The sequence below is a fragment of the Calothrix sp. CCY 0018 genome (assembly GCF_963920925.1).
Classification (GTDB): domain Bacteria; phylum Cyanobacteriota; class Cyanobacteriia; order Cyanobacteriales; family Nostocaceae; genus Rivularia.
Window position 1 is genome coordinate 1 of sequence record NZ_CAWUDI010000093.1, and the last position, 5,864, is coordinate 5,864.

General features: G+C 38.5%; 1 protein-coding gene and 1 pseudogene. One reads left to right on the forward strand and one right to left on the reverse strand.

Going from position 1 to position 5,864, the window contains the following annotated elements:
• Positions 1-152 precede the first annotated feature (152 nt).
• Complete coding sequence (locus ACM03V_RS34120) at positions 153-4,727, forward strand: NB-ARC domain-containing protein (protein ID WP_414625252.1); 4,575 nt, start codon at positions 153-155, stop codon at positions 4,725-4,727.
• 146 nt (positions 4,728-4,873) lie between these two features.
• On the opposite strand, the pseudogene ACM03V_RS34125 reads toward ACM03V_RS34120, so the two are convergent.
• A pseudogene (locus tag ACM03V_RS34125) lies at positions 4,874-5,864 on the reverse strand (ribosome assembly protein 4); the annotation flags it as partial.

Here is a 5,864-nt window from a genome sequence, read left to right on the forward strand (position 1 = left end):
TTGGGAGAGGGGTGCCCTTCAGGGCGGGGTGAGGGAGAAAGATTATGGTTGTTACCAAGTCGAATAATTGTTTAAAATAATACAAATTATGATTATGATTTAACAAGAGAACAAAGAGAACAGTTTCATCAAGAAGCTTGGCTGCATCTATAATGATTCATTCAGTTATTATAAATCTAGGTATTGGTGATTTATACGAGGGATTCCCTGTTGTAACTGCTGATTTACGGGAGCTAAATAATCCTCAGCAACGATTTCGCGGGAGTTTACCCGCAGCTAGTAATTTAGTACATTTATACCGTAATTGGCGATTAATGTATCAAAATTTGTGCGATAGGCTCCCAAGATCAATTAGCAATTTGGATGATGATGATGAATTGGAAATTGATGAAGCTGATATTACCAATGTCTCTACAGTTGATTTCCAAGATTTATGTCAGCAGTTACAGCTAAATATTAATAATTGGCTCGACTCACCGGGGATTATTAATATTAGCCGACAGCTACGGGCTTTACTTAACCCCGCTGATGAAATACGAATAATTATCGAAACTCAAGATACTATTATCCAAAAGTTGCCTTGGCATTGTTGCAGTTTTTTTGCAGATTTTCCGCACTCCGAAGTTTCTTTTGCGAGAACTGAATATAAACGCACGAATGGGTTGCAATTGTCAGAAATATCTCGAAATAAGGTGAGAATTATGGCAATTTTAGGCAATTCTCAAGGGATTAATTTAGAAGAAGAACAAAGATTTTTAGAAAGTTTACCTTTTGCTGAAGTTGAGTTTATTGTCAAACCTTCACGACAAGAATTTAACGATAAACTTTGGGACGATCGAGGTTGGGATATGCTCTTTTTTGCTGGGCACAGTCAAACTGAGCAGGAAAGGGGAATCATTTATATTAATGAAAATCCTACTAATAATAGTTTAACCATTGAGCAATTAGCAGAAGCTTTAAAAGCAGCAATTGAAAGGGGTTTGAAAATAGCAATTTTTAATTCTTGCGATGGTTTGGGATTGGCTGAAGATTCCGAAAAATTAAATATACCGACAACAATTGTCATGCGGGAACCCGTAGCGAATCGCGTTGCTGAAGAATTTTTTAATTATTTTTTACAAGCATTTGCATTTGCACAAAAATCTTTATATATATCAGTACAAGAAGCAAGACGCAGATTACAAGGATTAGAAAATGATTTTCCCGGTGCAAGTTGGTTGCCAGTAATATTTATTAATCCTGCGGAAGAACCACCAACTTGGGTCAGTTTAAAAGATAAAATTAATGGAACTTTTAATAGTAATACAGAAAATAATCAAATAATAAATAAAAAACAGCGTCATGATTGGGGAGAAGCAATTGATGTTTCTACATTTTACGGACGTAATGAGGAAGTTAATACTTTAGAAAAATGGATTGTTACAGATAATTGTCGGTTAATTACCATAATTGGCATGGGTGGAATTGGGAAAACAGCTTTATCTGTAAAGTTAGCAGAATTAGTCAAAAATGAATTTGATTTTTTGATTTGGCGGAGTTTGCGGAATGCACCACCAGTAGAAGAATTATTGAGCGATTTAATCGGTTTTTTATCATCTGAGCATCAAATAGTTTTAGAAAATTCCTTAGATAAACAAATAGGTCAATTAATTGATTGTTTGCGGAATTCTCGCTGTTTAATTGTGTTAGATAATCTCGAATCAGTTTTAGGCAGCGAGCAAAAATCCGGAAGTTATCGAGGGGGATATGAAGGATACGGACAACTTTTAAGATGTATTGCAGATACTCGACATCAAAGTTGTTGTATCGTCACTAGTCGCGAACCACCCAAGGGATTTAGCGCTAGAAAAGGCGATAATTTACCAGTCCGAATGTTGACGTTAAAAGGGTTGAATGATCGAGAAGGAGAGAAAATTTTAGAAACAAAGGGTTTATCAACTTCAGCCACGCAACTCAATAGATTAATAGAGTGTTATGCAGGTAATCCTCTCGCTTTGAAGATTGCTGCTACGACGATTAAAGAATTATTTGATGGTGATATTGCTGATTTCTTAGAAGCCGGTGCAATTATCTGCGGTGATATTTTTGATTTACTCGATTGTCAGTTTCATCGGCTCTCGGTTTTAGAAAAGCAAATCATGTATTGGTTAGCGATAAATCGGGAATGGGTATCTTTAAAAGATTTGCAAAGCGATATTATTGATGTTGTCAAAACGCGGGATTTGCTGACAGCTTTAGAGTCTTTGCAATCTCGTTGTTTAATTGAAAATGAATCGGGATTTACTCAGCAACCAGTGGTGATGGAGTATGTAATTGAAGAGTTAATCGAACAAGTTGCTCAAGAAATTCAGACGGGAGAAATTCAAATTTTTGATAAATATGCTTTAATTAAAGCTCAATCCCAGGATTATCTGAGAAATGCTCAAATTGAATTTATACTAAAGCCTCTTATCGATAAATTATTCAGCTTTTGGGTGACAAAAGAAATTATTCAAAGCCACTTAAATCAACTTTTATTACAACTCAAATCGTCTCCAAAACCAGGATATGCTGCGGGTAATATTATTAATCTGCTGCGACAACTTGATATAGAACTAAATAACTATGATTTTTCTAACTTAAATATTTGCCAAGCTAACTTCCAAGGAATCAATTTAGAACAAACAAACTTTACTAATTGCAATTTGCAAAAATCAGTGTTTACCCAAACATTAGGTAGTATTCTCGCTGCTAAATTTAGCCCCACAGGTAATTTATTCGCTACAGCAATCGATAATAATATATATCTTTGGGAAGTTGACTTTGGGAGACAAATATATCAACTTGAAGGTCATACAGCTTGGATCAGGTCGATCGCATTTACTCCAGATGGTAAAATCTTAGCTAGCGGTAGTCATGACAGCAACATAAAACTATGGAATGTCGAAACTGGAGAATGCTTGCAAACATTAACTGGGCATACATCCGGTATACAATCCCTCGCTTTTAACCGAGATGGAACCCTTTTAGCCAGCGGTAGCAACGATAAAACCGTTAGATTGTGGAATATTCAAACCGGACAATGTTTGATATTGCAAGGACATAAAAATAATATCACCTTCGTCAGCTTCCATCCCCTTGAGGAAAAATTAATTACAGCCAGCACCGATAATACCGTCAGATTGTGGGATATTCAAAATGGCGAATGTTTACAAATCTTCAATATTTCGATTAATTGGCTACTTGCGATCGCGCTAAGTCATGACGGAAAAACTTTAGTTACTGGCAGCGATGGTAATGCGGTAAAATTCTGGGATATGTCCAGCGGTAAATGCATTAAAATCCTACCAGATTACAACAGCTTTGTCTGGACAGTAACTTTTAGTAAAGATGGAAAAAGTATCATTACTGGCAGCGAAGATAACACAATTAAAGTTTGGGATATTGAGACAGGAGAATGTCTGCAAACCTTACGCGAGCATCAGCAGCGGGTTTGGCTGGTCGATATACATCCAGATAATCTAACTTTACTGAGTATTAGTGAAGACCAAAAAATTAAACTTTGGCATATTCCATCAAGACGCTGTTTAAGAACACTACAAGGATACAGTAACTGGATATTATCTCTGGCTTTTAGTCCAGATAGTCAAACCTTAGCCAGTAGTTATCAAGATTGGAAAGTCAGATTATGGGATATTAAAACGGGTAAATGTGATTTAATATTATCAGGACACAATAACTTAATATCTTCAGTTAGCTTTGCTCCTCCACATATTGAAGATTATCTTTTAGCTAGCGGTAGTGATGACAATACGATCGTAGTGTGGAATCATCACGGTGAATGCTCAAAAACACTCCGGGGACACGATGATTGGGTGTATTCAGTTGATTTTAGCCCAAACGGAAATATTTTAGCTAGTGGAAGTCGAGACTATACAGTAAAACTTTGGGATTGTCGAACGGGTGAATGTCTGTATACTTTTACTGGACACGATAATCGAGTTAAATCAGTCGCTTTTAATCCTTTGGGTAATATACTCGCAACCGCTAGCGACGATAAAATAATTAAAATATGGGATGTTAATAGACATCTCCGGAAATCATGTATCTGGTTCCAAATTACACAGATACCTAACCCCCCTACCCCCCTTCCCTACCAGGGAATGGGGGTTTTTAAGCCTCTCTCCCAGTGGGGGAGAGGTTTGGAGAGGGGTCTTTTTTCTTTTCCGGAGATGTCTAATAATCAAAGTTGCTTGCATACACTTACAGGACATCAAGATCGAATTGATTGCGTAGTTTTCAGCCCCGATGGCAAGATAATTGCTAGTGCAGGTTGCGATCGCACTATCAAACTGTGGGATGTAAATACCGGGGAATGTCTAAATACTTTACCAGCACATACGCGCAGAATCCGCAAAGTAGTATTTACCTCTAATAATAATAGTATTTTAGCAAGCTGTAGCGACGACGGAACAGTAAAACTGTGGGATATCAGCACGGGTGAAAATATTAAAACATTGTCGGGGCATGACAAAGCAGTATGGGCAGTGGCAATTAGTCCCGATAGTAGTATATTAGCCAGCGGTAGCGAAGACCAAACTATTAAACTGTGGCATCTCGAAACGGGTGAATGTATTCAAACCTTGAGATGCAATAGACCTTATGAAGGGATGAATATTCATAATATTACTGGATTAACCACCGCTGAGAAAACAGTTTTAAAATCTCTTGGGGCTGTGGAAGAATAAGTACTTAGGCAAAATAAATTGTATATTTGTCATTGCGAGCGACAGCGAAGCAATCGCAAGACTTTGAGATTGCTTCGCTGTCGCTCGCAATGACACAAACAATTTTGCATACCCACTTAGGGATTAATTTTTCATCTTACCAAACCCTAATTCCGTAACTTCTCCAATACTTCCTCAGTAAACGGATTCTTACCTTCCCGCAGCACTTTCACCCAACCTTGCCATTGTGCTTTACTTTCTTTATCATCAGTCTCGGCAATAAGTGCCTCAAAATCAGCTACAGCCCCTTTGTAATCACCCGTCAGCGCCCTTGCTAACCCGCGACTATTGCGAATATAGCCACTATCCGGCTCAAGTTTCACAGCTTTTTCACAGGCAAACATCACTTCTTGGGCAGATTTATTTAGGCTACCTTGTACACAAAGTCTATCCCAAGTCTCAGCATCAATTTCGACTTCGGCATCCAGTTTTTGGGCTTGGTTATAAGTTGCGATCGCTTCCTTTATCTTCTTCTCTCTAACAAGACTACTTGCCTCACCAACCAAACGTTCAGCTTTACCTTTATTCTCAAACTCTTCTGCTTTTTTCTGGGTATCAAATTTAAACTTTTCTTCCCGATTCCACTTTAAAGCAGTCTTAAAAGTCGCAATCGCTTCCTCAACATCCCCAGCTTTCGCTGACTCTTCTCCCGCTTTCACTAAATACGGTGCTGCTACTTTGATTTTAGATGGTGTTTGACATACCTTTAATTTTTCCAGTTCTTTAGCATTGATAACCAAATAATCGTTCAACCAATTACAACCCCTAGCGAGCAAATCATCTAACTCTTCCATCCGCCAAATCCGGGCGGTATTATCCTCAGATGCGGTGAGAATGCGTTTGCCGTCGTCGCTAAATACAGCGCTGATGACACGCTCTGTATGGCCTTTGAGAACAGCTAATTCCTTGCCTTGTGTATCCCAAATCCGGGCGGTATTATCCTCAGATGCGGTGAGAATGCGTTTGCCGTCGTCGCTAAATACAGCGCTGATGACACGCTCTGTATGGCCTTTGAGAACAGCTAATTCCTTGCCTTGTGTATCCCAAATCCGGGCGGTATTATCCTCAGATGCGGTGAGAATGCGTTTGCCGTCGTCG